The following is a 26,340-nucleotide window of genomic DNA, read 5'->3' on the forward strand; positions in this document are numbered from 1 at the left end:
GTGCATTTATGCTGAGCAAAAGAATTCGTACGTTTCTGATCTTCGGGGTCCTTGCCGCGCTATTGGCGGCTGCGGGCTACTGGAACATCAGCCCGGAAAGCTTCATGGACCAGCCCAAGGTGGCGGTCGACGAAAGCGCCATCGACTACTATGCAACCAACACCCACACCATCCAGTACCTGCCTGACGGTACGGTGCAATACGACCTGACTGCCGACAAGGCCGAGCATCTGAAGGCCACCGACGTGACCCTGATGACGACTCCGGTCATGGCGATGTATCGCGGCACCGAGTTCCCATGGCATGTGAAGAGCGTGCGCGCCGAGGTGTCGCCGGGCGGGGAACAGGTCGAGCTGATCGATCAGGTGCACATCAACCGCACCGACGAAAAGAACCGGACCACGATCATCACCAGCACCCGCATGACAGTCTTCCCTCAGAAGCAATATGCGGAAACCGCGCAACCCGTTAGAATCGACGGCTTTAACGGCGTGAGCACCGGTACGGGTATGAAGGCCTATCTAAAAGAAAGCAGGATACACCTGCTATCGAACGCAAGAGGACAGTATGAGGCTCCTTAAAACCCTCCCTATTTTGCTCGGCCTGGGCGCAGCACTGGGAAGCGTGAGCGCCTGGGCTCTGCCGAACGATCAAGTCCAGCCTATCCGTGTTCAGGCCGACGACGCCCAACTGGACGACAAGCAAGGCGTCGCCACCTACACCGGTAACGTGATCATCACCCAGGGCTCGATGAAGGTCACCGGCAACAAGGTGACCATGACCCGCACCCCGGAAGGTGACATCGACGTCGTGACCTCGGTGGGCAACCTGGCCTACTTCGAGCAGTTGCAGACGGCCGGCGACCCCAAACCCGTTCAGGGCTGGGGCGTGACGATCCAGTACCACGCGCCGCAAAACCGCATCGTGCTGATCGACAAGGCCAAAGTGGTCGACAAGGACAACAACGTGACCCAGGGCGAGAAAATCGTCTATGACACGGTCAGAAAGCTTGCCAGTGCCGGCCGCGCAACAGGCAGCAAGGTCACTGAAGCCCGTCCTCGCGTCGACATGGTGATCCAGCCGAAAAAGAAAACCGACCAGCAGAAGGCCCAGTAATGGCGACGCTGAAAGCCCAACACCTGGCCAAGGCCTACAAGGCTCGCCAGGTCGTACGTGATGTCAGCCTGTCCATCGACAGCGGTCAGATCGTCGGCCTCCTGGGTCCTAACGGCGCAGGCAAGACGACATGTTTCTATATGATCGTCGGCCTGGTTCAGGCCGATCAGGGCCGCGTCCTGATCGACGACCAGGACGTCAGCCATCAGCCCATGCACGGCCGCGCACGCGCCGGTATCGGCTACCTGCCGCAGGAAGCCTCGATCTTCCGCAAGCTGTCGGTGTCGGACAACATCATGGCCATTCTCGAGACCCGCAAGGAACTCGACCGCGCCGGGCGTCGCAAAGAGCTGGAGAGCCTGCTTCAGGAATTCCACATCACGCACATTCGCGACAACCTTGGCATGAGCCTTTCGGGTGGCGAACGCCGCCGTGTCGAAATCGCACGCGCCCTGGCCACCGCCCCCAAGTTCATCCTGCTCGACGAACCCTTCGCCGGTGTCGACCCGATCTCCGTGGGTGACATCAAGCAGATCATCTACCATCTCAAGGCCAAGGGCATCGGCGTTCTGATCACTGACCACAACGTCCGCGAGACCCTCGACATCTGTGAAACGGCCTACATCGTCAACGATGGGCAACTGATCGCAGAAGGTGACTCTGAAACCATTCTCGCCAACCAGTTGGTGAAGGAAGTGTATCTCGGCCACGAGTTCCGCCTGTAAGCGGCCGATGGCAAGGGTTGGCGGATGAACGCAACATGCGACTCATCGCCAACCTCGCATTAATTGCCATCACACCCTAGGCAAACACACAGGTTTCAGGCATATAATTTGCTTAAGTTGGCGCCCCGGCGCCCTAGTAGTGGATGGCGCCCATGTGCGCCGGCGAATAAGGTGTTAAGTCCCTGCCATGAAACCTTCGCTAGTCTTGAGAATGGGCCAGCAGCTGACGATGACACCGCAGCTGCAACAGGCCATCCGCTTACTCCAACTGTCGACGCTGGATCTCCAACAGGAAATTCAGGAGGCACTGGAGTCAAACCCTATGCTGGAGCGCCAGGAAGAAGGCGACGATTTCGATAACGCCGACCCCATGGCCGACAATATCGAAACAAAGCCCACCCCTGAGATTCAGGAACCGACCTACCAGGAATCAGCACCGACCGTCGACACGTTCGAAGACAGCGAGTGGAGCGAAAGCGAACGCATTCCCAACGAACTGCCCGTCGACACAGCCTGGGAAGATGTCTACCAGACCAGCGCCAGCAGCCTGCCCAGCAATGACGATGACGAGTGGGACTTCACCACCCGCACCTCCGCGGGCGAGAGCCTGCAGAGCCATCTGCTGTGGCAACTGAACCTGGCACCGATGTCCGATACCGACCGCCTGATCGCGGTCACGCTGATCGACTGCATCAACAACCAGGGTTACCTGGACGAATCCCTCGAAGAACTGCTGGACGCTTTCGACCCGGAACTCGACATCGAGCTGGACGAAATCGAAGCCGTGCTTCATCGCATTCAGCAATTCGAACCCGCAGGCATCGGCGCCCGCACCCTGAGCGAATGCCTGCTGCTGCAACTGCGTCAGCTCCCGGCCAAGACCAAGTGGCTCGCCGAAGCACAGCGGCTGGTCAGCGACTACATCGACCTGCTCGGTAGCCGCGATTACGCGCAGCTGATGCGCCGCATGAAGATCAAGGAAGACGACCTGCGCCAGGTCATTGAACTGGTCCAGAGCCTCAACCCGCGTCCCGGATCACAGATCGAATCCACCGAAGCCGAGTACGTGGTGCCTGACGTCATCGTGCGCAAGGACAACGAGCGCTGGCTGGTCGAGCTGAATCAGGAAGCCGTGCCGCGTCTGCGCGTGAATCCGCAGTACGCAGGTTTCGTGCGCCGCGCCGACACCAGCGCCGACAACACCTTCATGCGCAACCAGTTGCAGGAGGCGCGCTGGTTCATCAAGAGCCTGCAAAGCCGCAATGAGACCCTGATGAAGGTCGCCACCCAGATCGTCGAACATCAACGCGGGTTCCTGGAGTACGGCGACGAGGCGATGAAGCCGCTCGTGCTGCACGATATCGCCGAAGCGGTTGGCATGCACGAGTCAACGATTTCTCGTGTCACCACGCAGAAATTCATGCACACGCCGCGCGGCATTTACGAACTGAAGTACTTCTTCTCCAGCCACGTCAGTACCTCCGAAGGCGGTGAATGCTCGTCCACGGCGATCCGCGCGATCATCAAAAAACTGGTTGCTGCGGAAAATCAGAAAAAGCCGTTGAGTGACAGCAAGATCGCTGGTTTACTGGAGGCACAAGGCATTCAAGTGGCCCGTCGCACAGTCGCCAAATACCGCGAATCTCTAGGGATAGCGCCTTCAAGCGAACGCAAGCGACTGATGTAAAGGGCACAGGCCACAGCGTTCCAGTGGCAGGCATCCAAGCCTGCCTCTTAATGCACTGGCAACGAAGGAGAAGCTGTATGCAAGTCAACATCAGTGGACACCAACTGGAAGTAACCAAGCCCCTGCGCGAATACGTCGAGCTGAAACTCAAAAAGCTCGAAGGGCACTTTGACAAGATTACCAACGTTCAGGTGACGATGGCCGTCGAGAAACTCAAACAGAAGATCGAGGCCACGCTGCATATCCACGGTGGAGAAGTGGTTGCCAATGCGGAACATGACGACATGTACGCGGCAATCGACCTGCTCACTGACAAGCTGGACAGACAATTGCTCAAGCATAAGGAAAAGCAGCAAAGCATCCTCAAAGGTGCGGCAGCTCGCTGATACCCCTCATCCATGATCCGACTTGAAAACATCCTGACCCCTGGCCGTTCCCTCGTGAACGTGCCAGGCGGCAGTAAAAAAGCTGTACTCGAAGAGATTGCCAAGCTGATCGGCAAAGAAGTGCCCGAGTTCGACTGGCAAACCGTCTACGAAAGCCTCATCGCCCGCGAAAAGCTCGGTTCGACCGGCTTTGGCAACGGCATCGCCATTCCTCACTGCAGACTCAAAGGCTGCACCGCGCCGGTCAGCGCCGTGCTGCATCTTGAACGCCCGGTCGACTTCGACGCCATTGACGGCGCGCCCGTGGATCTATTGTTCGTCCTGCTCGTCCCCGAGGCGGCCACCGACGCGCACCTCGAACTGCTGCGCCAGATCGCCAGCATGCTCGACCGTGCCGACGTGCGGGCAAGCCTGCGTGGCGCCAAAAGCAGTGATGAGCTCTACAACGTCGTGCTTCACGTTCAGAACGGTCACTGATCATGCGCATGATCATCGTCAGCGGTCGCTCCGGCTCCGGCAAGAGTACGGCCCTCGATGTTCTCGAAGACAGCGGTTTCTACTGCGTCGATAACCTGCCCGCGGGCTTGCTCCCCGAACTGGCCGAGCGCGCGCTGATCAACACTGAGCTCGCCGAGCCGTTGCTGGCCGTTTCCATAGATGCCCGCAACCTGCCCAGCCACCTGACACGCTTCCCGCGCCTGCTCGAAGAGGTGCGTGGGCGGCACATCCGCTGTGACGTGCTGTTCCTGGACGCCGAAGAATCCACGTTGCTCAAACGCTTTTCCGAAACGCGCCGCCGCCACCCGCTGAGCAACGCCACACGCTCGCTGGCCGAAGCCATTCGTGACGAAAAGAACTTGCTCGGGCCGATCATCGACTTGGCCGACCTGACCATCGATACGACCCACCTGAACCTCTACCAGCTGCGCGACACCCTCAAGTTGCGCCTGCTGAACAAGCCAGAGCCGGGCACTGCGTTTCTGATCGAGTCGTTCGGCTTCAAGCGCGGCATGCCGGTGGACGCCGACCTCGTGTTCGATGTGCGCTGCCTGCCCAATCCTTACTGGAAACCCGAACTGCGCGCGCAATCGGGGCTCGACCAGCCGGTGGCCGATTACCTGGCGGCTCAACCTGATGTCGAGGAAATGTTTCAGGACATCTCCTCATACCTGATCAAATGGTTGCCGCGCTTCGCCGCCAGCAGCCGTGCATACGTCACCATTGCCATTGGCTGCACCGGCGGGCACCACCGCTCCGTCTACCTGACCGAACGCTTGGGTCAGGTCCTGCAACAATCGCTCAAGAATGTTCAGGTCCGCCACCGCGACCTAAGCTGAAAGGACCCCCAACGCGATGCCCGCTCACCAGATCACCATCATCAACAAGCTGGGCCTGCACGCTCGCGCCGCAGCCAAGTTCGTCGGCGTCGCCGGCAAATTCCCGTGCCAGATCCGGGTCGGCCGCTCGCCGGACAGCATGGTCGACGGCAAAAGCATCATGGCCGTCATGATGCTCGCCGCCGGCAAAGGCACCGAGATTCATTTGCTGACCGAAGGCGACGACGAACAGGCTGCGCTGGAAGGCCTGATCGAGCTGATCAACAACAAGTTCGACGAGGGCGAGTGATCGCCCTCTGCGCCTCCCCCCTGGTTGACGCATCGCGCTTCAATCAGGCCGGCCCCTGACAGCCACCCCCCTATCATCAGACTTGATCAATCACCGCGATGGATCTTTAATTCATCGCCTTGAAACACCCCGTCGCCAATCTTCACCCTCAGCATGGATCAGCTCGAATGAACGACTGACGTCCATGCCCATGCGCGACGGGAGCAATGGTTGTATCTACACAGAGCTGATCGATGACATTGTCCGCCGCCTTGACGCTGCAAAGAGCCTGGTCCCGCCCGGAAAAGATGCTGATGTCCGGCAGCCTGCTGGCGGTGATCGCGATTCTGGCGATCGTCACCTCGCTGCTGACCCGTGAGTACGGCAATGCGACCGATCTGGCCGTGCGCTCGGCGAACAATGTGGTGCAACTGATCGATGCGGATGTGCAGCGCAATGCGGATCTGTACGACACTTCGCTGCAGGGCATGATCGCGACGTGGCAGCAGCCGGAGGTGATGTCGATTTCCGCCCAGCTCCGTCAGCAGGTGCTGTTTGACCGTTCGACCGCTGCGCCCTACAAGGGCGATCTGGTAGTGCTGGATGACAAGGGAGCGATCGTCGCCGACTCAATGTCGGTGATTGCCCGCGAGGACAATTTCTCCGATCGCACCAGCTTCACCCAACACAAACAAAATGACTCGCTGGCGCTGGTAGTGGACGGCCCGTTCAAGTCACGCTGGGGCTTCAAGGACTGGTGCATCAGTTTCAGCCGTCGCATCCCCTCCCCCGATGGCCGCTTCGTCGGCGTCGTCTCGGCGTCGATGCGCCTTGCCTATTTCAGTCGCCTGTTCCGGGGGCTGGACGTGGGCCAGCATGGCACCATCAACCTGATCAACGCCGAAGGAATCATGCTGGCCAGAGAACCGGAGCAAACCGAACGCACGTTCATCGGTCAGGACTTCAGTCAACTGCCGAACTTCCAGCGTATCTTGAAGCAAGCGAGCGGCAGTTTTACCGCAACCTCGGATCTGGATGGCGAGCAGCGGCTCTATACGTTTTCGCGGGTCGGTGATCTACCGCTGATCGTGGTGGTCGCGCAATCGCGGGAGGAGGTGTATGCGGTCTGGAAACGCAACGCCTTGTTAATGTCGGGCGCGACCGGGCTATTGTGTCTGGGGATTCTCTGGCTGTCGTATCTCTTGGGCAAACAACTGCGACTGCGGCTACGGGCCGAGCAAGAGCTCGCCGAGCTGGCCGCGACCGACGGTTTGACCGGGCTGGCTAACCGACGACGCCTGGACATGGTGCTCAAGCAGGAATGGTCGCGCAGCACGCGTTCTGGCATGCCCCTTTCGCTGCTGATGATCGACGTCGACCATTTCAAGGCCTTCAATGATCGTCACGGACACCACGGCGGCGATGTCGCGCTGCGTAATGTGGCCAAAACCCTGGCCGCCAATATTCGTCGCCCTGGGGATCTCGCCGCGCGCTACGGCGGAGAGGAATTCATGGTGGTGCTGCCGGAAACCGACCTGCAGGGCGCCAGCGCCTTGGCCGAGAAGATCAGGCTGGCGATCGAATCACTACCGCCTTTTGCAAGCGACAAACATCCCGTGACCGTGAGCATTGGCGTCGCCTCACAGCGCCCTCGCTCCGGTCAAAAACAGACCCAACTGTTTTCAGATGCCGACAAAGCGCTGTATCAGGCCAAGCATAATGGCCGTAATCGGATCGAATATCAGCCCCATGAAACACTGCCTCCCCATGAGCAGCGCCCATAAAAAAACGCCAGACTGGCTGGCGTTTTCCTGATCTCAGAAAATGGATCAGCTGGCTCTGCGCACGGAGTCACGCAGCGCTTTGACTTTATCGTGATTGGCCTGTACGCCCGGCAGTTGACGCTGAATCAGGTCGATGACACTGGCAGGCAGATTCTTCTGTTTCGCTTTATCCAAGGCTTCTTTGTAAGCCTTCAGCGCATGGTCTTCGCCACGTTCAACTTCGTTGAGCACAGCTTCATCGCTCTTACCCGTCACGGCGGATTTCAGCTCCACCCACAGACGGTGCAGACTGCCGGTCGCACTCGACGAGTCTTCCGGATCGCCACCCAATGCGCGCACTTCAGCCTGAAGTTCGCTGACGGCTGCGGCGCATTCTGTGGAACGAGAAAGGAAATATGCTTTGATTTCAGGATTCTTCAGGTCTTCGGCGCTGGTGTGAAAACCTTTTTCGCCGTCAATGCTGGTCTCGATCAGATCATTCAGTATCGAGATCGCTTCTTTATTGATGTCTGTCATTTTGCAGTTCCTTTCTGGCAGGTTAATGGATGACTTGTTGTAGCCAAACTCCATAACAGGGATATTGCAGACGCCGTGCCAGCTTGCCTTTTAAATTAAACACTTATTTATCAAAGAGTTATAAATATGACCATACAGAGCGCAGTCGCGTTCTGCATGATCTGTACGTTGGCGCGCGTGCAGAATGCACGTATCGTTCTAGTTCACTGAAAAAGACCAACGGCGGCTTCATGAATCCCGAGAAACTCAAACTTCTGGTGACCCGTGAAATGCCTTATGGCAAATACAAAGGGCGCCTGTTGGCCGATCTTCCGGGTGACTATCTGAACTGGTTCGCACGCAAAGGCTTCCCCACAGGTGAACTTGGCACTCTGCTGGCGTTAATGCACGAGATCGATCACAACGGCCTGTCGGCGCTTCTCGACCCATTGCGCACCCGCCCACGCGAACCGTTGCGGGAAAGCCCGCTGAAAACCCCGATTCGTTTTTCCTGATCATTGACGAGACGAGCGACCGATGCCCTCCGTTCAACCTGCTGCAAAGGATTCAGCCTTCGAACGCGCCCGAGACGAAAGTTTCTGGCGAGATATCGCACGCCAGTACGACGTCGAGCCCGGCCCCCTCAACTTTGAGCACGGCTATTTCGGGCGCATGACCCGCCAGGTGCTGCGCGCTTACGAACAGCATCTGGCTTATGTGAACCGCAGCAACGCGGTGTACGTTCGCCAGCGTTTCGATACCGAGGACAGCGAGGTCATTCGTGCCGATCTGGCCCAGCTTCTTGACCTCGCCCCTCGCGAAGTCGCCCTCACCCGCTGCGCTTCCGAATCCCTGCAAACGTTGATTCGCAACTACAATGGCTTGCAGCCCGGAGATCGGGTGCTGATCAGCGACCTGGACTACAACAGCGTGCAGACCGCCATGCGCTGGCTGGCCAGACAACGCGGGGTCGAGGTGGTTGAAATCCGCCATGAGCATCCCGCCAGTTACGATTCACTCATCAACGCCTATCGCGATGCCTTCGCGACTCACCCACGGCTCAAGCTGATGGCGTTGACTCACGTCACCCACCGGACCGGCCTGGTCATGCCTGTTCAGGCCATTGCACAGATGGCGAAAGCGCAAGGCATCGATGTGATTCTCGATGGCGCCCACGCGCTGGGTCAGCTGGATTTCAAGCTCGATGAGCTGGGTGTGGCCTTCGCCGGCTTCAATTTGCAGAAATGGATGGGCGCGCCGCTCAGCCTCGGTTTTATCTACATACAGCAGGACCGGATCACCGCCATCGACCCGGACATGGGTGACACGCGCTATGCCGCTGACGACATTCTTGGTCGCGCGCCCTATGGCACACCGAACATTCCAGCCCTGATGACGCTGACGCAGGTCTTTGCCGAGCACCGCGCCATTGGCGGCTCGCCGGTGAAAGGCGCGCGTCTTTCGTACCTGCGAGACCTTTGGGTTAGCGAGGCGCGCAGCATGGACGGCATCGAGGTGCTGACCCCGGACGATCCCCGCCTGTACTGCGGCATCACTTCGTTTCGCTTTACGCGTCATGCCGATCAGCAGCTCATGACCCAACGGTTGCTGGACGAACACGGCATTTTCGCCGTAGCGCGAAACGGCTCGGCGTGCGGCCCCTGCATTCGCATCACTCCCGGCTTCGTGACCTCAACAGACGACGTGGCACGCCTGGTAGAGGCTCTGCGGGCACTGGCCTGAGCCCTGCTGAAGACGAAAAAAAGCGGCAACCGCCGAAGCGGTGCCGCTAAAGAGCTTCATGGAAAAGCGAACTACAAAGGAGAGCCAACGATACGCGCGGCTCGTCCATTGAGTGCGGTACATATTTATCGCATACGCAAAAAACGCATAAGCCCCTGTGGCCGTTCGGCTTGCCAGATTCCGGGCAAAAAAAACGGCATTCCGGACCAAGGGAACACCGTCAAACAGCCATGCAACAACGACTTCTGTAACAGCGCCCAGCGCTTGAATTCATCATCTGAAGATGATTAAAACAGCCCCCGCATGAACGGGAGCTGTCGGGGATCAATCTGCGGGGCGTTTGACGCCTGTATCAATCGAACAGCGCGACAGCCTCAGCGGTCGCATCGGTAATGCGACCCCAGTCGCCGTTCTTGACCCAGGCGTTGTCGATCATCCAGGTACCGCCCACGCACATTACGTTTGGCAGTGCCATATAGCTTTTCAGGTTGGCAGCGCTGACGCCGCCGGTTGGGCAGAAGCGCACTTCAGGGAATGGACCGCCAAGCGCCTTGATAGCACCCACGCCACCGCTGATTTCCGCCGGGAACAGCTTGAAGCGGCGATAGCCCAAGGCATAACCGATCATGATTTCCGACGCGCTGCTGATGCCTGGCAGCAGAGGCAGTTCGCTCTGCGCGCCCGCTTCGAGCAGATCCTGGGTGCTGCCCGGGGTGACGATGAACTGCGAACCGGCTTGCTCGGACGCCTTGAGCATGTGGCGATCCAGCACGGTACCCGCGCCAACGCACAGCTCAGGGCGTGCGTCACGCAGGATGCGAATGGCCTTGAGGCCGAACTCGGAACGCAGGGTGATTTCCAGCGCGTTCAAGCCGCCTGCCGCCAGCGCATCGGCCAGCGGCAGCACGTCCTGTTCGCGTGCAATGGTGATGACCGGAAGAATCTTCGCTTTCGCGCAGAGTTCGTCGATCTGGGCAACTTTGCTCGCCATGCTATTCAACGGTTGTGTCACTTGGGTTTTCTCCATGGCGGCTGATCCTTTGCTTATGGGCACCAGTAGATCTCTAAAGCCGGGTTGAGGAACGCACGCACCGGCATTTCGGCGAGGTTGTCGCCTGCCAGCGCCTTGCGCAGGGTTTCCAGTTTTGCCTGCCCGGAAATGGACAGGATCGGAGTCGTTGCCGACGCCAACAGGGAACGCGTCATGGTCAGACGCTGATGCGGAACAGTCGGCGCCTGCATGGGCAGGCAGCGGCGTTCGCTGCTCAGATCCAACGCTTCGGCCAGATGGGGGCTCTCGGGGAACAGCGACGCAGTGTGGCCATCGTCGCCCATGCCCAGCACCAGCACGTCGATCTTCGGCAGCTCTTTGAGCGCCTCGTCGGTGGCCGCAGCGGCTTCTTCCAGGGTCGTGGTCGGGCGATACAGGCTGAAGAAGCCTGCTTCGGCCGCAGGGCCCTGGAACAGGAAGCGCTTGAGCAGACCGGCATTGCTGTCGGCGTGTTCGGTGGGCACCCAGCGTTCGTCAGCCAGGCTGATGACGACTTTGGACCACTGGATCGGCTTCTGCGCCAGTGCCTTGAAGAACGCCACCGGGCTCTTGCCGCCTGACACCACCAACGTGGCGATGCCGTGCGGGTTGTGGGTAATGGCCGCGCTCAGACGCTCGGCCACGTGATCGGCCAACGCATTGGCCAGCAGTTCGGGGTTGTCGAATTCCAAGGCTTTCAGGCCCGCCGGGAATTCAAGTTCACATATCGCCATACCAGGACCTCCCGTCACGAGTAATGAGCGCAATGGAACTCATCGGCCCCCAGGAGCCTGCTGCATAAGGCTTGGGCGCATCGCCCGCCTTTTTCCAGCCAGCGATCAGTTGGTCGCACCATTGCCACGCATACTCGATCTCATCTTTGCGGACAAACAGGTTTTGATTGCCGCGCATGACCTCCAACAACAACCGCTCGTATGCGTCCGGGATACGGGCGCTGCGGTAGGCGTCGGAGAAGCTCAGTTGCAAGGGGTTGCTGCGCAATTGCATGCCTTTATCCAGCCCTTGATCCTTGGTCATCACCTGCAGCGAGATACCTTCATCGGGCTGCAGGCGGATGATCAGACGGTTGCTGATCTGCATCCGCTGCTCAGGGGCGAAGATGTAGTGCGGCGGTTCCTTGAAGTGGATCACGATCTGCGACAGCTTTTGCGGCATGCGCTTGCCGGTACGCAGATAAAACGGAACCCCCGCCCAACGCCAGTTACGGATGTCGGCACGAATGGCAACGAACGTTTCGGTGTCGCTCGCGGTGTTGGAGTTTTCCTCTTCCAGATAACCGGGAACCGGCTTGCCTTCGCTGTAACCGGCGATGTATTGCCCGCGCACCACTTGGGTTGCCAGGCGCTCCGGAGTGAACGGCGCCAATGCCTTGAGCACCTTTACCTTTTCATCGCGGATGCTGTCGGCGGACAGGTCGCTCGGGGGGTCCATCGCAATCAGGCACAGCAGCTGCAACAGGTGGTTCTGGATCATGTCGCGCAGTTGACCGGCCTGATCGAAGTAGCCCCATCGGCCTTCGATCCCTACTTTCTCCGCCACAGTAATCTCGACGTGGGAAATGTAGTTCTGGTTCCATTGGGTTTCGAACAGGCTGTTGGCGAAACGCAGCGCGATGAGGTTTTGTACGGTGTCCTTGCCCAGATAGTGGTCGATCCGGTAAACGCGGTTTTCCGGCAGGAACCTGGCCACGGCATCGTTGACCCGGCGCGAAGATGCCAGGTCGTGACCGATGGGTTTCTCAAGAACGGCGCGGGTGCGGTCAGTCAGGCCGACCAGTGCAAGGTTTTCGCAGATCGCGCCATAAACCGAGGCCGGCGTGGCGAAGTAGGCGATCATGGTTTGCGCATCGCCCACGGCTTCAGCCAGGGCAACGTAGTCTTCGCCCTTGAGGAAATCCACGTGCAGGTAGCTCAGGCGCGCCTGAAAACGCTCCACGTGTTCACTCTCAAGCTGCGCCTCGGGGACGAAACGGCGCAGGCTCTTGTCGATATACGCCAGATGCTCCTCAGGCGTACCTGCTTCACGGGCCAGAGCAAGGATTCGGGTCTCGGCGTGCAGCAGTCCAGCACGGTCCAGCTGGTACAACGCAGGAAACAGTTTGCGCACAGCCAGGTCGCCCAGGGCGCCGAACAAGGCAAAAGTGCACGGTTCAACCGTAATCGAGAGCATAATGTTGGTTCTTTTATCAAGTTAGGCTACAAATACCTTTTTTAAAGGCGTTACTCAAGGCCAAATGTAGTAATAACCACAACATTTAACCAAACACCACATTACAGTGGTGATCACTACAGGCCCTCAGTACGATAGGCCACCTTTGCTACAGGCTAAAGGCCCTGTTGAGCAACTTTTGCAGAAAGGCTCAAAGATCAGCCTGTTACAGCTTTCCAAGAAGGACTTTGAATGGACCGCGTACGCAATCTTCTGGAGCAGATCCAGAGTCGTCTTGAAGAATTGAACAAGGCCGAGCGCAAGGTCGCCGAGGTGATTCTGAGCAACCCCCAACAGGCGACGCGCTTCAGCATTGCCGCGCTGGCGCAGGCATCCAAGGTCAGCGAGCCGACCGTCAATCGCTTCTGCCGCTCGTTCGACGTCAGCGGCTATCCGGAGCTCAAGCTGCAATTGGCGCAGAGCCTTGCCAGCGGCGCAGCGTACGTCAGCCGTGCGGTGGAAGCCGACGACAACCCCGAAGCCTACACCCGCAAGATTTTCGCCAGTGCCATCGCGTCGCTGGACAGCGTGTGTCAGGTACTGGACCCGAACCTGATCAGCAAGGCCGTGGACCTGTTGATTCAGGCCCGGCAGATTCACTTCTTCGGCCTCGGCGCTTCGGCGCCGGTGGCGCTGGATGCGCAGCATAAATTCTTCCGCTTCAATCTGGCAGTGACCGCCCATGCCGACGTGCTGATGCAACGCATGCTGGCGTCGGTGGCGCACACCGGCGAGTTGTTCGTGATCATTTCCTATACTGGCCGCACCCGCGAACTGGTAGAAGTGGCGCGCATCGCCCGGGAGAACGGCGCCTCTGTACTCGGCCTGACCGCCGCAGGCTCCCCTCTGGCCAAAGCCAGCACGCTGAGCCTGAACATCCCGCTGCCCGAGGACACCGACATTTACATGCCGATGACATCGCGGATCATCCAGCTGACAGTGCTCGACGTGCTGGCAACCGGCATGACCCTGCGCCGTGGCGTGGACTTCCAGCCGCACCTGCGCAAGATCAAGGAAAGCCTCAATGCCAGCCGGTATCCGGTGGATGATGAGTTGGGTTGACTTGACCTGGAAATCAAAAAGCGGACAAGGCGACCTTTCAGACTGTGGCACGTTGCAAAAAATGTAGGAGCTGGCTTGCCGGCGAATAGGCCCGAAGGGCATCATGTGGCGGTCTCAAGCCAACCCTTCAATCCACCAGACTGGCCTGCAGGCTCAAACGGGCCTGCTGACCTGGCGCCAGGCTCACGCCTTCGTCCGCTCCTGACATCGCTTCGAGCCGCACGAACCCCATCGCTTCATGACCGGCCACCCCCAGCAACGGTCGGCTGCCGGGGTGCCAGACGGCGGTGTTGGCGCTGTCATGGGTGTCTATGCTCAAGCGGCGTTGCCAGTTGTCATCGTGCAGCTCAAGAGCCCCAGCGTGCTCGAACACCCGTTGACAGCTGCCCGATACCCGCAGTTGCCCCTTCTGCTCGCAGGCACGGCGGCTGAGTTCGTCGTAGCCCTGCGCGCCATCGAGGCCTTCCAGCGCGACATCGCCGATATCGCTGATGCGCCAGTAGGCGTGCAAGGCCTGCCCGAACTGGCACGGTTCGCTGTCTTCATGGCGGGTTTCCAGGCGCAGGTCCATGCCCTGCCCCAGCTGCGCATATAGATCCGCCTGCCAGTCCCACAGGCTCAGGCGCCAGTGCAGCGTGACGCCTTGCTCGAGTGCCTGGCTGTCGATCAGCTTCCAGTCGAGCAGACGCCCCCAGCCATTGGCAGGCCAGCCACCCTCCCCCGGATGACGCCCCACCCACGGCCAGCACACCGGCACACCGCCACGAATCGCCCCGACCTGGGGCCATTGCGATGCGCACCACAGCCAGGGTTTCTGCCCGGTCGGCTGAAAGTGCAGCAGTTGCGCGCCCTGACGGCTGAACACGGCCTGGCATTGCGGATGCGTAATGATCAGTACATCGCGCTGTTGATGACGCTCCCACTGGAACGTCGGCTGAGGCCTTGTCGCGGTGAAGAAACGCTGAAGAGGATGCTCCAGCGACCCGGTGTCTCTGATAGCCATGCGATCCCCTCAAGAAAAAAGCTCCAGAAGCGGAGTTGTCAGACACAAAAAAAACGGGCAGTCAGGCTGCCCGTAAAGCACACACGACCCTTGATCGTTTGTGAAGCACATCAGAGAGAGTGCGGCGCGCAGGAGCGGTACGCGCCGCAGGTGACACTTAGAACTTGGTTTGCAGCTTGATGCCGGCAACCAGGGCGTTGTCGACGTGGTCGGTACCACCTGGGTGCATGACGTACTGCAAGTTAGGACGCACAGTCAGCCAGTCGGTGACGTGTACGCCGTAGTAGATCTCCGAGTTGTACTCGGTGGTCTGGATCGGCAGGAAGTTCGGATCGTCGTAATCGGCCGCGCCGTTCACTTCATTCAGCAGACGCGCACGGTCACGGACGTTGCTGTTCACGTGAATGCGCGATACACCGACGCCGATGTCGTCTTTAGGACGGGCATCGAACGGACCCTTGAACACCAGACCGACGTTCTGGAAGTTGTCGACGAAGTTGGTGGCCTTGTCGTGCACGGTGGCGTTGAAGAACACGCTCATGCCACGGGAAGGGTCACCGCCGATAGTGGTCAACTGCTGCTGAGCCACGACCCACCAGCCATGCTTGCTGCCGTGGGACTTGAAGTCCGCGCCGGTGAGCGCTTGCGGCTGACCGTTGACGTCGTCTTCCAGGTCATTGGCGCTCGGGCTGCTGTAGTACCAACCCAGACGGTATTCGCCTGGCAGCGAACCGATGCTTGGCGACCACACGACCTCCACCGGCACCAGAGTACCCTTGGCGCCGCTGCCGCTGAGCTTGAAGCCGTTGCCGGTTTCCAGGTAGGACGGGTTCTGCTCGTACACGCCGACCTGCGCGAACACTTCCGGCGTGATGTTGTATTTCACGCGGGCGGCCCACTGGCTGACAGGCCAGTTGTACCAGGTGTTGACGTAGTTGGCCGCTTGCGTGCCGCAGAACGTCAGGTTCTGGAAGTCGCAAGGGAAGCTGCCGAAGTCCTCACCCTCGCCCATACGGCCGAGTTTGATGTCCAGAGCGCCGTCGAAGTACTTTTGCTTGACCCACATCTGGGTCAGGCGCCAGGTCTGACCACGGCCCCAGACTTCCTGCGAGGAGCTGAGGGTGCCGATCCGAGGATCGCCCAGACGATCGTTGGAAATGTTGTTACCGCTACGCTCGGTAATGGTCAGCTTGAATTCCGCGTCCTTCAGACCGAAGGCCTTTTCCAGGTCGATTTGCGTGCCGATCGCAAACTGGTCGCTGTAACGCGCGGTCTTGTCGTTGTTATAACCCCCCTTGACGTTGGCACCCATCTCGCCGACGTACTCAAGGTTGAAGTCATAGCCCTTGTCGTGCAGCTCTTTGCGCAGACCGCCCCAATCGCCAGTCATGTGCTCATTGGCATTGAAAGGCTCCAGTGCGAATGCCGAACCCGACATTGTCAAAGCGCCCAGCACGGATAGCCCACCAATCAACCGAAACTGGTTAAGCGATTTGCCTTTTACCTTCTTCATCCCTTAGATCCTCGTTTTATTGTTATTAGCTCTGAACAGCGTTGTAACCACTTGCCTCGTGTGCCTGACAGGGCTCTTTTAACGGCAGAAATCGCCCTGTCAGATGTGCTCGTTGACGCAGTGCTCCTGCGCCCGGAATCAGTTGCGGTTCAACCGCGTGACATTGCTCATGCCCTCAGTCGGCTGCGGCTTTCCCAAGGCCCCCAGGCGCTCCCCGGTCTGGGCGTCGAACAGCAACACCTTGGACGGGTCGAACTGCAGGGTCAGGGTTTCGCCCACGGCAGGCGCGACGTCGGGCGCCAGACGGCAGCAAACCTTGCTTTCGTTGAGGGTGACGAAGACCAGCGTGTCAGGTCCCGTCGGCTCGGTGACCTGCACCTCGGCGCGAATGGTCGGCATCCCCGCAGTATCACCGGACGCTAACACGATCTGTTCCGGGCGAAGGCCCAGAATCACCTCACGGTCTTCGAGCCCTGCATCGCTCATGCTCATCGGCAGTTCGCAACGCGCCTGGCCACTGTCGAGCAGTGCAACCAGACGGCCATCCTTGCGCTGCAGGCGCAGGGGGATGAAGTTCATGGGTGGCGAACCGATGAAGCTGGCCACGAACAGGTTGGCCGGATCGTTGTAGATCTGCTTGGGCGTACCGAACTGCTGAATGATGCCGTCCTTCATGACCGCCACCTTGTCACCCAGCGTCATCGCTTCGATCTGGTCGTGGGTCACGTAGACCGTGGTGGTCTTCAGGCGCTGGTGCATCAGTTTCATTTCGGTACGCATCTCGACACGCAACTTGGCGTCGAGGTTGGACAGTGGTTCGTCGAACAGGTAGATCTTGGGGCGACGCGCCAGTGCGCGGCCCATGGCCACCCGTTGTTGCTGCCCCCCGGACAACTGGCCCGGCTTGCGATTGAGCAGGTGTTCGATCTGCAGCAGCTTGGCCACGCGGGCGACTTCGGCGTCGATGTCAGCCTGGCTCATCTTGCGAATTTTCAGGCCGAACTCGATGTTCTCGCGCACGCTCATGGTCGGGTACAGCGCGTAGGACTGGAACACCATGGCGATGTCACGATCCTTCGGGCTCATGCCGCTGACGTCCTGATCACCGATCATGATCGCGCCACCAGTGATGTTTTCCAGGCCCGCGATGCAGTTCATCAGGGTCGACTTACCGCAGCCCGAAGGCCCGACCAGAATCAGGAATTCGCCATCCTTGATCGACAGTTCGATGTTCTTCAGGGTGTCCGGAAGGCCGGCCCCGTAAGTCTTGTTTACATTGCGAAGTTCGAGCGTTGCCATGATTACCCCTTGACTGCGCCGGCCGTCAGCCCGCGCACGAAATACTTGCCTGCGACCACATAGACCAGCAGGGTCGGCAGACCCGCGATCATCGCCGCCGCCATATCAACGTTGTATTCCTTGACCCCGGTACTGGTGTTGACCAGGTTGTTCAGCGCCACCGTAATGGGCTGCGAATCACCGCTGGAGAACACCACACCGAACAGGAAGTCGTTCCATATCTGGGTGAACTGCCAGATCAGGCAGACCATGATGATCGGGGTCGACATCGGCAGAATGATCCGCCGGAAAATGGTGAAGAAACCCGCACCGTCCAGGCGTGCAGCCTTGACCAGCGCATCGGGAATGCTCACGTAGTAGTTACGGAAGAACAGCGTGGTGAATGCCAGACCGTAGACCACGTGCACGAACACAAGCCCGGTGGTGGTGCTGGCCAGGCCCATCTTGCCGAGGGTGAACGAGGCCGGCAGCAACACGGTCTGAAACGGCAGGAAGCAGCCGAACAGCAACAGGCCGAAAAACATCTGCGAGCCACGGAAGCGCCACATCGACAGCACGTAGCCGTTCAAGGCTCCGATGGCGGTGGAGATCAGCACCGCCGGAACGGTGATCATGATCGAGTTCCAGAAGTAGCCCTTGACCGTCGCCCAGGCCTTGACCCAGCCGATGGCGGTGATTTCCGCCGGCCAGCTCAGCAGGTTGCCGGTGCCGATGTCCTCGGGAGACTTGAAGCTGGTCAGCAGCATGACCACCAGCGGGATCAGGTAGATCAGCACCGCACCAATGAGCACGGCGTAGATCGCGATCCGGCTCAGGCTTAGCGATGGTTTGGCAGCGAGACTAGTCATTGCGCTTGGTCCTCAGCTCGGAATACAGGTAAGGCACGAGGATCGCGAGAATCGCACCGAGCATCAGGATCGCACTGGCCGAGCCCATACCCATCTGGCCGCGGCTGAAGGTGAACGAGTACATGAACATGGCAGGCAGGTCGGACGAGTAGCCCGGGCCACCGGCGGTCATCGCGGCAACAAGGTCAAAGCTCTTGATCGCGATGTGCGCCAGGATCATCACTGCACTGAAGAACACCGGACGCAGGCTGGGCAGCACGACCTTCCAGTAGATTTTCGGCATGCTCGCGCCATCGATCTGCGCGGCACGAATGATCGATTGGTCGACGCCGCGCAGGCCAGCGAGAAACATCGCCATGATGAAACCCGAGGCTTGCCATACGGCGGCGATAACGAGGCAGTACACCACGCGATCCGGGTCGATCAGCCAGTCCAGACGGAAGCCTTCCCAGCCCCAGTCTCGCAGCAGTTTGTCCAGGCCCATGCCCGGGTTGAGCAGCCATTTCCAGGCCGTACCGGTGACGATCATCGAGAGCGCCATCGGGTACAGGTAAATGGTGCGGATGAAGCCTTCGCGACGAATGCGCTGGTCGAGGAACACCGCCAGCAGCACGCCAACGACAAGGCTGATACCGATGAACATGCCGCCGAACACCGCCAGGTTCTTGCTGGCGACCCACCAGCGGTCGTTGTCGAACAGACGTGCGTATTGCGCCAGGCCCACGAATTTATAGGACGGCAGGAAAGTCGAGTTAGTGAACGACAGTACGAACGTCCACAGGATATAGCCGTAGAAGCCCACCAATACGATGAACATGCTTGGCGCCAGCACCAGTTTGGGTAGCCAGCGCTGCAGTGCATCGAACGGCGAGGCTTTGCTGAACACAGCAACAGAACTCATGGGGAAATCCAGTACAGAAGGTAAAGTTTGCAAACACGCTCCTGTAGGAGCGCGCTTGCCCGCGATGCGTCAAATCAGACGATGGTCGTTTAATGACACACCCTAATCGCGGGCAAGCGCGCTCCTACAGACTTTGCTGCTACGCGTTATTTAGCCGCCTTGATCGCAGCGCCCAGCTTCTTCGCCGCGTCAGCCGGATCAGCTTTCGGGTCGTTGATGAAGTTGGTCACGACGTCAAAGAACGCGCCTTGAACGGCCAGCGTGGTTGCCATGTTGTGCGCCATGCTCGGCTGCAGGCCACCGGATTTGGCATCGGCAAGGAAGTCCTTGGCGGCGGTCTGGGCGCAGGAGTCGAAGCCGAACTTGTTCATGTCAGCCAGCATGTCGGTGCGTACCGGGATCGAACCCTTGTTGATGCTGAAGACCTTCTGGAAGTCTTCGCCCAGCACGACCTTGGCGATGTCCTGCTGACCGGCAGCAGTGCCCTTGTCTTTCTGTTTGAACACGGCCAGGGAGTCGATGTTGTAGGTGAAGGCCTTGTCGGTGCCCGGGAAGGCAACGCACTCGTAGTCCTTGCCTGCGACTTTCTTGGCGGCGGTCCATTCGGACTTGGCCCAGTCACCCATTATCTGCATGCCGGCCTTGCCGTTGATGACCTTGGCCGCTTCCAGGTTCCAGTCCTGGCCTTTGCCGTCCGGGTCCATGTAGGTCGCGACCTTCTTCAGCTCGGCCAGGGCCTTGACCATTTCCGGACCGGTCAGGGCAGCGTTGTCCAGGTCGACCAAGGCTTTCTTGTAACCATCAACGCCCATCACCGACAACACGACCGCTTCGAACACGGTGCTGTCCTGCCAAGGCTGACCGCCGTGAGCCAGCGGGATGAAGCCCGCAGCTTTCAGCTTGTCGCCCGCGGCGTAGAATTCTTCGAGGGTGGTCGGGGCTTTTTCGATGCCGGCTTTCTTGAAGACTTCAGGGTTGATCCACAGCCAGTTCACGCGGTGAATGTTCACCGGAACGGCCACGTAATCACCGTCGTACTTCACGGTGTCGGAGACTTTCTTGTCCAGCAGGCTGTCCCACTTTTCAGCCTTGGCGGTGTCTTTGAGCACATCAGTGTCGAGCAGACCGGTAGACGCCCATTCCTGAATGTCCGGGCCCTTGATCTGGGCTACGCCAGGCGGGTTACCGGCCACGGCGCGGCTCTTGAGAACGGTCATGGCAGTCGAACCGCCACCACCGGCCACAGCACCGTCTTTCCAGGTGAAGCCGTCTTTTTCGACTTGGGCTTTAAGCACATCGACAGCCGCTTTTTCACCGCCAGACGTCCACCAGTGGACAACTTCGACAGTGCCTTTGGAATCGGCGGCCATGGCGCTCAGAGGGAACAACGAGGCGAGAGAAATGAGTGCTGCGAGACGGGAGATCGAATTCATCTATTTGACCTTTATTGTTGTTATGCATGAGCAAGTCTTGGTGCTTGCGCTGCATGGATTCTAAACAACGGGTTAGAGCGGACGGTAACGAAGGGATGCGCGAATGTCACAGGCTGGTGACATTCGCAAAATGGCAAATACGGACGCTGAGTCCCTATGGGAGCGAATTCATTCGCGAGACGTTTGTACATCCGACGCATTTCCATCGGCTGTACTGGCCTCTCGCGAATGAATTCGCTCCCACAGAGGTTTGCGTAGACGCCAGCAAACGCGTCAGTCAGCTGCGCGTGGCAGGTGCAACGTCACGCGCAAGCCGCCCTCGCGCAGGTTCTGCAAAGTCACTTCACCACCATGGCTGTGGGCGATGTTGCGGGCGATGCCCAGGCCCAGGCCGTAACCCTGCTGCTGTTTGCCCGCCAGCCGGAAATGCGGCTCGAACACCTGTTCAAGGCGCTGTTCGGGAACGCCGGGGCCTTCGTCATCGACGTGGAGCACGAAGGCCTCGGCATCGTCCTCGATAACCAGATGGGCCTTGTCGCCGTACTTGATGGCGTTGTCGATCAGGTTGCCCATGCAGCGGCGCAGAGCCAACGGCTTGCCGTAGAACATCGACATCGCCTTGCCCTTGAGGGTGACGCGCCCATCCCCGTTGGGCCCCAGATACGGCTCGATCAGGCAATCCAGCGCATGGTTGAGGTCCACTGGTTCGATGTTTTCGTGAATGTCGGTGTCTTTCACGCACTGCAGCGCGCCCTTGACCAGCAGCTCCAGCTCATCGAGATCGCGGGTGAACTTGGCCTGCATGACCTCGTCTTCGAGCAACTCGACGCGCAGGCGCAGGCGTGTGATCGGGGTGCGAAGGTCGTGGGAAATCGCGCTGAACAGCTGCCCACGCTCGGTGAGGTAACGGCTGATGCGCTCGCGCATGGTGTTGAAGGCGCGGGTCACTTCAATGACCTCACTGCCTCCTCCCTCCACCACGGGCTCGACGTCAGCCCCCAGCGACAGATCCCGCGCGGCCCGGGCCAGACGCTTGAGCGGGCCGCTTTGCCAGTGCACCAACAAGCCGATGAACACCAGCAAAAAGATGCTCGTCAGGGCGATGAACCAGACCTGCTGCGACGGCAGGCCTTCCTCTTCGAGCATGGTGTAGGGCTCGGGTAAAAGCGACGCGATGTACAGCCACTCCCCCGGCGACAGCTCGATCTGTGTCACCAGTACGGGCGGATTCACCGGTTCCAGAGTCAACGCGTAATGCGCCCAGGAACGAGGCAACTCGTCGAGTTTCAGGCCGCTGTTGAAGATGCGCAGGTCCTCCGGGCGCACGAAGCGCACGAGGATATCGGGGTCAGCGCCGAGGTTTTGCCGCAGCACCTGACCCACGACATCGATCACGGCGGTTTTGCGCACCGTGGGCTCCAACACCTGCATGTCCAAAGGGCGATCGTTGAGGGACACGAAGAAGCGCGTGCCGCCCATGCTGCGCAGTTGATCGAGCACCATCGGCCGAAAGGCGACGGGCAGTGAGCGGAAATAACTGACGCTCGCCGACATCGAAAACCCCAGGCTGCGGGCACTGGTGATCAGGCCTTCCATCTGCGTGGCGCGCAGCTGGGAAAGCCAGATCAGGCTCGACAGGGTCTGGGCCAGCAGCACGGCCAGCAAGGTGAGCAGCAACATGCGCCCCAGCAACGAGCGCGGCACCGGCAGACGACGGTTTTTCTCAGTCACCATCGCCGGTCAGTAGCCGTTGCTGGCTTGCGGCAGCACGTTGGCCGCCAGCAGATAACCGCTGCCTCGCACGGTGCGAATCAGGCGCGGCGCCTTGCCGGTGTCGCGCAGACGCTGACGCAGACGACTTACCGCCATATCGACGATGCGCTCCAGTGGCATCAGCTCACGGCCTCGCGTGGCGTTGCCGATGGTGTCGCGGTCGAGGATCTGCTGGGGGTTGTCGAGGAACAGTTTGAGCAGCGCGAAATCGGCGCCGGACAGGATCACTTCCTCGCCATCGTTGTGAAACAGACGATGGCTGACCATGTCCAGACGCCACTCGTCAAACAGAAGTACTTCGCCACCGCCGCGTTCCTGACCGAACTGAGCACGGCGCAACAGGGCCTTGATCCGGGCCTGAAGTTCGCGAGGGCTGAAAGGTTTGGCCATGTAGTCATCGGCGCCGAGTTCCAGCCCGATCACGCGATCGGCCTCATCGGAACTGGCCGTGAGCATGATGATGGGGACATGGGGCTGACGGGGGTGCTGCCTGACCCAGCGGCATAGGCTGAAGCCATCTTCGTCGGGAAGCATGACATCGAGAATCAGCAGGTCGCTGGGCTCGTCGTTGAAGGCCTGACGAAACTCCGCGCCATCACCTACCGTGCGCACCTGAAAACCGGAGCGGCTCAGGTAGGCTTGCAGCAATTCCCGAATCTCCTGATCATCGTCGACCACCAGAATCGATTTACTGACAGCGTTCACTTTGGTCGTCCTTGTTGGCACTGAAATTATTGTTATGGGCACAGATAACACAGTGTAGGAGCGCGCTTGGCCGCGATGCGTAAATCCAGACACCACATCGGTGACTGAAAGATCGCCTTCGTGGGCAAGCGCGCTCCTACAGGTCCGGAGGCATCAATCAGCCTTGGGCAGCCAGCGCCTGATCCAACGCCACGCCGGCGCCCATCAAGCCCGGGTATTCCGCTGTCACCAGCCAAACCGGCACGTCCTTGAAGTAATCCTTCATCAGGCCTTTTTCAGCGAACGCGCGGTTAAAGCCGCTCTGTTTGAAGAAGTCGATGAAGCGCGGGATCACACCACCGGCAATGTACACGCCACCTCGCCCGCCGACGGTCAACACGTTGTTGCCCGCCACACGCCCGAGGAACACACAGAACTGTTCGAGCACCGCGCAGGCTACCGGATCGCCGTTGAGCGCCGCCGAAGTTATTGCTGCAGGAGATTTCAGCTCAGGCTCGATGTTGTCCAGCGCGCAGCTGACCTGATACAGCAGCAAAAGGCCAGCGCCGCTGAGGATGGTTTCGGCACTGACATGCTCGTGCTCGGCCATCAGGCGCGTCCACAGCAGCGCTTCACGGGCGGTACCAATGGGCAGATCGACGTGTCCGCCCTCACCCGGCACCGCTGTCCAGTGGCTTTCGCCGGTGCGGATCAGCGTGCCGACGCCAAGCCCGGTGCCCGGACCGATCACCACGCGAGCGCCCTTGGGATCGCCCTTGCCGTGGCGCACGGTCAGGTATTCGTCATCGCGCAGGCGGGTCATGCCCAGCGCCATGGCGGTGAAGTCGTTGACCATGATCAGGTTGTCGATCTTCAGCGCCGCGCAGAACGACTGGCGATTGATCTTCCAGTGGCTGTTGGTGAAATGGAAATCGTCACCGGTCACCGGCCCCGCGACGGCCAGGCAGATCGAACCGACGTCACCCAGCTGCAACTCCAGATCCTGCAGGTAAACCAGCAGGGCCTTTTCGGGACTGGCGTAATCGACCGTCGGGAACACCCGGATCGAATGCAACTGATCGTCTTCCCAGATGGCAAAACGAGCATTTGTGCCGCCGATATCACCTACCATCGCCAATGTCACTTGAGCGTCTCCAGATTCGAAGTGAAGGCGCTGGCGCCCTTCTCTGCCGAGCTGAAGGCCATGCGCATGAAACCGAACAGCTCACGGCCCGTGCCCACATTGTGGGACAGACGTCCGATTGCCGGTTCTCTGGCCGCCAATTCTGCCGGTTCGACCAGAACTTGCAACGTTCCTTTGACCCCATCCACCCGGATGAGATCTCCGTCACGCACAAGTGCCAATGGGCCACCATCGGACGCTTCGGGGCATACGTGGATCGCCGCCGGGATTTTCCCCGATGCGCCGGACATGCGTCCGTCGGTAATCAATGCGACCTTGAAGCCGCGATCCTGCAGCACGCCGAGGAACGGTGTCATCTTGTGCAGCTCGGGCATGCCATTGGAACGCGGGCCCTGGAAGCGCATGACCGCAACGAAATCGCACTCCAGCTCGCCGGCCTTGAAGGCGTCGGCCAGGTCCTGTTGGTCCTCGAACACCTTGGCCGGCGCCTCGACGATCTGGTGCTCCAATGCCACGGCGGACACCTTCATCACACCGCGCCCCAGGTTGCCTTCCATCACGCGCAGGCCGCCTTCCGGCGAGAACGGACGCGCCACCGGGCGCAGTATGTTTTCGTCCAGGCTTTCGCTCGGGCCATCGCGCCATACCAGTTTGCCTTCCTCCAGGAACGGCTCCTGGGTGTAGCGACGCAGGCCACGGCCCATCACGGTGTTCACGTCTTCATGGAGCAGACCGGCGTCCAGAAGCTCGCGAATCAGGAACGACATGCCGCCCGCCGCCTGGAAGTGGTTGATGTCGGCTTTGCCGTTTGGATAAACGTGGGTCAGGGTCGGCACGACTTCGGACAGGTCGGCCATGTCCTGCCAAGTCAACTGAATGCCCGCGCACTGGGCAATCGCCGGCATGTGCAGGGTGTGGTTGGTCGAACCGCCCGTCGCGTTCAGGGCAACAATCGAGTTGACCAGCGAACGCTCGTCCACAATCTCTCCCAGAGGGATGAATTCGCCGCTCTGCTTGGTCAGACGCGTGACCTGGAACGCCGCTTCGCGTGTCAGGGCATCGCGCAGCGGTGTGTACGGATTGACGAAGGAGGCGCCCGGCAAGTGCAGCCCCATGACCTCCATCAGCAGCTGGTTGGTGTTGGCAGTGCCGTAGAACGTGCAGGTACCCGGACCGTGGTAAGACTTCATTTCGGAGTCCAGCAGCTCCTCGCGGGTCGCCTTGCCTTCGGCGTAACGTTGCCGCACGTCGGCTTTTTCCTTGTTGGAAATGCCCGACACCATCGGCCCGCCCGGTACGAAAATCGTTGGCAGGTGGCCGAAACGCAGCGAACCCATCAGCAGGCCCGGCACGATCTTGTCGCAGATCCCCAGCATCAGCGCGCCGTCGAACATGTTGTGCGACAAAGCGACCGCCGTTGCCATCGCAATGACTTCTCGACTGGCGATACTTAGCTCCATGCCCGGTTCGCCCTGCGTGACGCCGTCGCACATGGCGGGGACACCGCCGGCAAACTGGCCGACAGAACCTATCTCACGCAATGCCTTTTTGATTTGCTCAGGAAAATGTTCGTACGGCTGATGCGCCGACAGCATGTCGTTGTAGGCCGAAACGATGGCGATGTTGGCGGCGTTCATCATCCGCAGGCTGTGCTTGTCTTCGCTGCCGCAGGCCGCAACGCCGTGGGCGAAGTTGGCGCACTGCAGCTTGCCGCGCATCGGGCCGTCGCTCGCCGCGCCCCGGATCAGTTGCAGATAGCGCTGACGGGTATCACGGCTGCGAGCGATCAGCCGTTCGGTTACCTCAAGGACGCGGGGATGCATTGTCATGAACTCCAGGCTAGCGGATGGGTCACCCGTTCAGGCGCTTACAAAAACTGA

Annotated in this window: 26 protein-coding genes; 12 read left to right on the forward strand and 14 right to left on the reverse strand. The window is 59.8% G+C overall.

Annotated elements, in window-relative coordinates:
• The first annotated feature begins 8 nt into the window (after positions 1-8).
• The 9 genes from lptC (at position 9) to AC07V9_RS21775 (ending at position 7,303) form a co-directional block, all read left to right on the forward strand.
• A complete protein-coding gene (lptC, locus tag AC07V9_RS21735) occupies positions 9-581 on the forward strand; it encodes an LPS export ABC transporter periplasmic protein LptC (RefSeq protein WP_495017701.1) in 573 nt (190 codons plus the stop codon).
• On the forward strand, positions 568-1,116 hold the full coding sequence (gene lptA, locus AC07V9_RS21740; RefSeq protein WP_495017702.1) for a lipopolysaccharide transport periplasmic protein LptA: 549 nt from the start codon (positions 568-570) through the stop codon (positions 1,114-1,116). The genes lptC and lptA overlap by 14 nt, the downstream gene beginning before the upstream one ends.
• A complete protein-coding gene (gene lptB / locus AC07V9_RS21745; RefSeq protein ID WP_495017703.1) occupies positions 1,116-1,841 on the forward strand; it encodes an LPS export ABC transporter ATP-binding protein in 726 nt (241 codons plus the stop codon). Before lptA ends, lptB begins: the two co-directional genes overlap by 1 nt.
• 187 nt (positions 1,842-2,028) lie before the next feature.
• Positions 2,029-3,528: an RNA polymerase factor sigma-54 gene (locus tag AC07V9_RS21750; RefSeq protein WP_495017704.1), complete on the forward strand. Its 1,500-nt coding sequence runs from the start codon at positions 2,029-2,031 to the stop codon at positions 3,526-3,528.
• A 77-nt stretch (positions 3,529-3,605) separates the two neighbouring features.
• Positions 3,606-3,914, forward strand: coding sequence for a ribosome hibernation-promoting factor, HPF/YfiA family (gene hpf / locus AC07V9_RS21755; RefSeq protein ID WP_003377554.1), 309 nt, complete (start codon positions 3,606-3,608; stop codon positions 3,912-3,914).
• A 12-nt stretch (positions 3,915-3,926) separates the two neighbouring features.
• Positions 3,927-4,391 carry a PTS IIA-like nitrogen regulatory protein PtsN gene (gene ptsN / locus AC07V9_RS21760; RefSeq protein WP_495017705.1) on the forward strand — a complete coding sequence of 155 codons (465 nt, stop codon included), beginning with the start codon at positions 3,927-3,929 and terminating at the stop codon, positions 4,389-4,391.
• Positions 4,392-4,393: 2 nt separating this feature from the next.
• Positions 4,394-5,251, forward strand: coding sequence for an RNase adapter RapZ (gene rapZ, locus AC07V9_RS21765; RefSeq protein WP_495017706.1), 858 nt, complete (start codon positions 4,394-4,396; stop codon positions 5,249-5,251).
• Positions 5,252-5,267: 16 nt separating this feature from the next.
• Entirely contained in the window at positions 5,268-5,540 is a 273-nt protein-coding gene (locus AC07V9_RS21770; RefSeq protein ID WP_495017707.1) for an HPr family phosphocarrier protein, read from the forward strand.
• A gap of 233 nt (positions 5,541-5,773) precedes the next feature.
• Positions 5,774-7,303: a sensor domain-containing diguanylate cyclase gene (locus AC07V9_RS21775; protein WP_495017708.1), complete on the forward strand. Its 1,530-nt coding sequence runs from the start codon at positions 5,774-5,776 to the stop codon at positions 7,301-7,303.
• Positions 7,304-7,348: 45 nt separating this feature from the next.
• Here the strand turns inward: AC07V9_RS21775 and AC07V9_RS21780 are convergent, their stop codons facing one another.
• Positions 7,349-7,819: a PA2169 family four-helix-bundle protein gene (locus AC07V9_RS21780; RefSeq protein ID WP_495017709.1), complete on the reverse strand. Its 471-nt coding sequence runs from the start codon at positions 7,817-7,819 to the stop codon at positions 7,349-7,351.
• A gap of 230 nt (positions 7,820-8,049) precedes the next feature.
• Here AC07V9_RS21780 and AC07V9_RS21785 point away from each other — a divergent pair, with 230 nt between their 5' ends.
• Together AC07V9_RS21785 and AC07V9_RS21790 are read left to right on the forward strand one after the other, a co-directional pair.
• Entirely contained in the window at positions 8,050-8,313 is a 264-nt protein-coding gene (locus AC07V9_RS21785; RefSeq protein WP_495017773.1) for a DUF3820 family protein, read from the forward strand.
• 22 nt (positions 8,314-8,335) lie between these two features.
• Positions 8,336-9,541 carry an aminotransferase class V-fold PLP-dependent enzyme gene (locus AC07V9_RS21790; RefSeq protein WP_495017710.1) on the forward strand — a complete coding sequence of 402 codons (1,206 nt, stop codon included), beginning with the start codon at positions 8,336-8,338 and terminating at the stop codon, positions 9,539-9,541.
• A 352-nt stretch (positions 9,542-9,893) separates the two neighbouring features.
• Here AC07V9_RS21790 and AC07V9_RS21795 read toward each other — a convergent pair whose 3' ends face one another.
• Genes AC07V9_RS21795 through zwf form a run of 3 tightly spaced genes read right to left on the reverse strand, consistent with a single transcriptional unit; the run spans position 9,894 to position 12,761 of the window.
• Positions 9,894-10,568, reverse strand: a complete 675-nt coding sequence (locus tag AC07V9_RS21795; RefSeq protein ID WP_495017711.1) for a bifunctional 4-hydroxy-2-oxoglutarate aldolase/2-dehydro-3-deoxy-phosphogluconate aldolase — start codon at positions 10,566-10,568, stop codon at positions 9,894-9,896.
• 17 nt (positions 10,569-10,585) lie between these two features.
• Positions 10,586-11,305 (reverse strand): 6-phosphogluconolactonase, encoded by a 720-nt coding sequence (gene pgl / locus AC07V9_RS21800; RefSeq protein ID WP_495017712.1) that lies wholly within the window; start codon positions 11,303-11,305, stop codon positions 10,586-10,588.
• On the reverse strand, positions 11,292-12,761 hold the full coding sequence (gene zwf, locus AC07V9_RS21805; protein ID WP_495017713.1) for a glucose-6-phosphate dehydrogenase: 1,470 nt from the start codon (positions 12,759-12,761) through the stop codon (positions 11,292-11,294). The genes pgl and zwf overlap by 14 nt, the downstream gene beginning before the upstream one ends.
• Before the next feature lie 231 nt (positions 12,762-12,992).
• Here zwf and AC07V9_RS21810 point away from each other — a divergent pair, with 231 nt between their 5' ends.
• On the forward strand, positions 12,993-13,862 hold the full coding sequence (locus tag AC07V9_RS21810; RefSeq protein ID WP_495017714.1) for a MurR/RpiR family transcriptional regulator: 870 nt from the start codon (positions 12,993-12,995) through the stop codon (positions 13,860-13,862).
• Between the two features lie 127 nt (positions 13,863-13,989).
• Here the strand turns inward: AC07V9_RS21810 and AC07V9_RS21815 are convergent, their stop codons facing one another.
• From AC07V9_RS21815 to edd, 10 genes are all read right to left on the reverse strand, one after another.
• Positions 13,990-14,865, reverse strand: a complete 876-nt coding sequence (locus AC07V9_RS21815) for an aldose epimerase family protein (protein ID WP_495017715.1) — start codon at positions 14,863-14,865, stop codon at positions 13,990-13,992.
• 157 nt (positions 14,866-15,022) lie between these two features.
• Positions 15,023-16,378 (reverse strand): carbohydrate porin, encoded by a 1,356-nt coding sequence (locus tag AC07V9_RS21820; RefSeq protein ID WP_495017716.1) that lies wholly within the window; start codon positions 16,376-16,378, stop codon positions 15,023-15,025.
• 138 nt (positions 16,379-16,516) lie between these two features.
• Complete coding sequence (locus AC07V9_RS21825) at positions 16,517-17,677, reverse strand: ABC transporter ATP-binding protein (protein WP_495017717.1); 1,161 nt, start codon at positions 17,675-17,677, stop codon at positions 16,517-16,519.
• Positions 17,678-17,679: 2 nt separating this feature from the next.
• Positions 17,680-18,525 carry a carbohydrate ABC transporter permease gene (locus AC07V9_RS21830; RefSeq protein WP_495017718.1) on the reverse strand — a complete coding sequence of 282 codons (846 nt, stop codon included), beginning with the start codon at positions 18,523-18,525 and terminating at the stop codon, positions 17,680-17,682.
• The gene (locus AC07V9_RS21835; RefSeq protein WP_110946572.1) at positions 18,518-19,426 is read right to left on the reverse strand and encodes a carbohydrate ABC transporter permease; all 909 of its coding nucleotides are present in this window, start codon (positions 19,424-19,426) and stop codon (positions 18,518-18,520) included. The genes AC07V9_RS21830 and AC07V9_RS21835 overlap by 8 nt, the downstream gene beginning before the upstream one ends.
• Before the next feature lie 146 nt (positions 19,427-19,572).
• Positions 19,573-20,859 carry an ABC transporter substrate-binding protein gene (locus tag AC07V9_RS21840; protein ID WP_495017719.1) on the reverse strand — a complete coding sequence of 429 codons (1,287 nt, stop codon included), beginning with the start codon at positions 20,857-20,859 and terminating at the stop codon, positions 19,573-19,575.
• 273 nt (positions 20,860-21,132) lie between these two features.
• Complete coding sequence (locus AC07V9_RS21845; RefSeq protein ID WP_495017720.1) at positions 21,133-22,593, reverse strand: ATP-binding protein; 1,461 nt, start codon at positions 22,591-22,593, stop codon at positions 21,133-21,135.
• 6 nt (positions 22,594-22,599) lie between these two features.
• Positions 22,600-23,337, reverse strand: coding sequence for a response regulator (locus AC07V9_RS21850; protein WP_495017721.1), 738 nt, complete (start codon positions 23,335-23,337; stop codon positions 22,600-22,602).
• A 157-nt stretch (positions 23,338-23,494) separates the two neighbouring features.
• Complete coding sequence (locus AC07V9_RS21855; RefSeq protein ID WP_495017774.1) at positions 23,495-24,448, reverse strand: glucokinase; 954 nt, start codon at positions 24,446-24,448, stop codon at positions 23,495-23,497.
• A gap of 8 nt (positions 24,449-24,456) precedes the next feature.
• Complete coding sequence (gene edd, locus AC07V9_RS21860; protein WP_495017722.1) at positions 24,457-26,283, reverse strand: phosphogluconate dehydratase; 1,827 nt, start codon at positions 26,281-26,283, stop codon at positions 24,457-24,459.
• Positions 26,284-26,340 lie beyond the last annotated feature (57 nt).

Source organism: Pseudomonas sp. GW821-FHT02A11, from assembly GCF_059421985.1.

Bases quoted from the DNA above. Each gene is read 5' to 3' on its own strand.
- AC07V9_RS21770 (WP_495017707.1), top strand. From the start codon at position 5,268: ATGCCCGCTCACCAGATCACCATCATCAACAAGCTGGGCCTGCACGCT.
- zwf (WP_495017713.1), bottom strand. From the start codon at position 12,761: ATGCTCTCGATTACGGTTGAACCGTGCACTTTTGCCTTGTTCGGCGCC.
- AC07V9_RS21750 (WP_495017704.1), top strand. From the start codon at position 2,029: ATGAAACCTTCGCTAGTCTTGAGAATGGGCCAGCAGCTGACGATGACA.
- rapZ (WP_495017706.1), top strand. From the start codon at position 4,394: ATGCGCATGATCATCGTCAGCGGTCGCTCCGGCTCCGGCAAGAGTACG.
- AC07V9_RS21775 (WP_495017708.1), top strand. From the start codon at position 5,774: ATGACATTGTCCGCCGCCTTGACGCTGCAAAGAGCCTGGTCCCGCCCG.
- AC07V9_RS21835 (WP_110946572.1), bottom strand. From the start codon at position 19,426: ATGAGTTCTGTTGCTGTGTTCAGCAAAGCCTCGCCGTTCGATGCACTG.
- AC07V9_RS21815 (WP_495017715.1), bottom strand. From the start codon at position 14,865: ATGGCTATCAGAGACACCGGGTCGCTGGAGCATCCTCTTCAGCGTTTC.
- ptsN (WP_495017705.1), top strand. From the start codon at position 3,927: ATGATCCGACTTGAAAACATCCTGACCCCTGGCCGTTCCCTCGTGAAC.
- lptB (WP_495017703.1), top strand. From the start codon at position 1,116: ATGGCGACGCTGAAAGCCCAACACCTGGCCAAGGCCTACAAGGCTCGC.
- AC07V9_RS21810 (WP_495017714.1), top strand. From the start codon at position 12,993: ATGGACCGCGTACGCAATCTTCTGGAGCAGATCCAGAGTCGTCTTGAA.
- lptA (WP_495017702.1), top strand. From the start codon at position 568: ATGAGGCTCCTTAAAACCCTCCCTATTTTGCTCGGCCTGGGCGCAGCA.
- AC07V9_RS21845 (WP_495017720.1), bottom strand. From the start codon at position 22,593: ATGGTGACTGAGAAAAACCGTCGTCTGCCGGTGCCGCGCTCGTTGCTG.
- AC07V9_RS21795 (WP_495017711.1), bottom strand. From the start codon at position 10,568: ATGGAGAAAACCCAAGTGACACAACCGTTGAATAGCATGGCGAGCAAA.
- AC07V9_RS21790 (WP_495017710.1), top strand. From the start codon at position 8,336: ATGCCCTCCGTTCAACCTGCTGCAAAGGATTCAGCCTTCGAACGCGCC.
- pgl (WP_495017712.1), bottom strand. From the start codon at position 11,305: ATGGCGATATGTGAACTTGAATTCCCGGCGGGCCTGAAAGCCTTGGAA.
- AC07V9_RS21780 (WP_495017709.1), bottom strand. From the start codon at position 7,819: ATGACAGACATCAATAAAGAAGCGATCTCGATACTGAATGATCTGATC.
- AC07V9_RS21840 (WP_495017719.1), bottom strand. From the start codon at position 20,859: ATGAATTCGATCTCCCGTCTCGCAGCACTCATTTCTCTCGCCTCGTTG.
- hpf (WP_003377554.1), top strand. From the start codon at position 3,606: ATGCAAGTCAACATCAGTGGACACCAACTGGAAGTAACCAAGCCCCTG.
- AC07V9_RS21855 (WP_495017774.1), bottom strand. From the start codon at position 24,448: ATGGTAGGTGATATCGGCGGCACAAATGCTCGTTTTGCCATCTGGGAA.
- AC07V9_RS21785 (WP_495017773.1), top strand. From the start codon at position 8,050: ATGAATCCCGAGAAACTCAAACTTCTGGTGACCCGTGAAATGCCTTAT.
- AC07V9_RS21825 (WP_495017717.1), bottom strand. From the start codon at position 17,677: ATGGCAACGCTCGAACTTCGCAATGTAAACAAGACTTACGGGGCCGGC.
- lptC (WP_495017701.1), top strand. From the start codon at position 9: ATGCTGAGCAAAAGAATTCGTACGTTTCTGATCTTCGGGGTCCTTGCC.
- AC07V9_RS21820 (WP_495017716.1), bottom strand. From the start codon at position 16,378: ATGAAGAAGGTAAAAGGCAAATCGCTTAACCAGTTTCGGTTGATTGGT.
- AC07V9_RS21830 (WP_495017718.1), bottom strand. From the start codon at position 18,525: ATGACTAGTCTCGCTGCCAAACCATCGCTAAGCCTGAGCCGGATCGCG.
- edd (WP_495017722.1), bottom strand. From the start codon at position 26,283: ATGCATCCCCGCGTCCTTGAGGTAACCGAACGGCTGATCGCTCGCAGC.